A 575-nucleotide genomic window follows, 5' to 3' on the forward strand; every position below is an offset into this window, starting at 1 on the left:
GGTCACGGCGAAGACAACCCGATCGGCGACAACGCCACCGATGCGGGCCGTGCGCAGAACCGTCGTGTGGAATTGCAGGTCCAGCAGTAATCGGACTTGTTGCAGTGTCACGAAAAAGCCCGGCGCATGCCGGGCTTTTTCGTGGGCGGCAGGGCAGGTAACCGGGAGCCGGCCATGTCTCTATATATATGTGTGTGCACGCGAACGGACACAGGGGTATTATTCGTCGACCCTGAACGTTAGTGTACCGAGTAGTGCAAAAGTTGTTGCCACCCGATGCGGTAGGTTTAACGATTTTGCTACACTCGCTCCCGCTTGCAGAGTACGAGCGCCAGGCAATGGCGCATTACAAGCTGTAGAAGGTTCTAATCAGCGCCACGCATTCCCCCGTTTGGCGTGTAGCGGACGCGAAGATCAATTGACGAGGAGAGACCTGATGAAGCACAAGGGCCTTTATTTCATGGTTGCGCTGGCGTTGGGCGGCGTAGGTGCCGTTCATGCGCAGGACAACGCAGCAACCACGGGCAGCAGCGACAGCACCGCGGCTCCGGCGTGGCCGAATGGCTTCGATGACC

At 58.4% G+C, this 575-nt stretch carries 2 pseudogenes; both read left to right on the top strand.

Going from position 1 to position 575, the window contains the following annotated elements:
• A pseudogene (locus tag IHE49_RS18570) lies at positions 1-90 on the top strand (cell envelope biogenesis protein OmpA); the annotation flags it as partial.
• 346 nt (positions 91-436) lie between these two features.
• Positions 437-575, top strand: a pseudogene (locus IHE49_RS18710) (OmpA family protein); the annotation flags it as partial.

It is taken from the genome of Rhodanobacter sp. 7MK24 (assembly GCF_014842995.1).
GTDB lineage: Bacteria > Pseudomonadota > Gammaproteobacteria > Xanthomonadales > Rhodanobacteraceae > Rhodanobacter_A.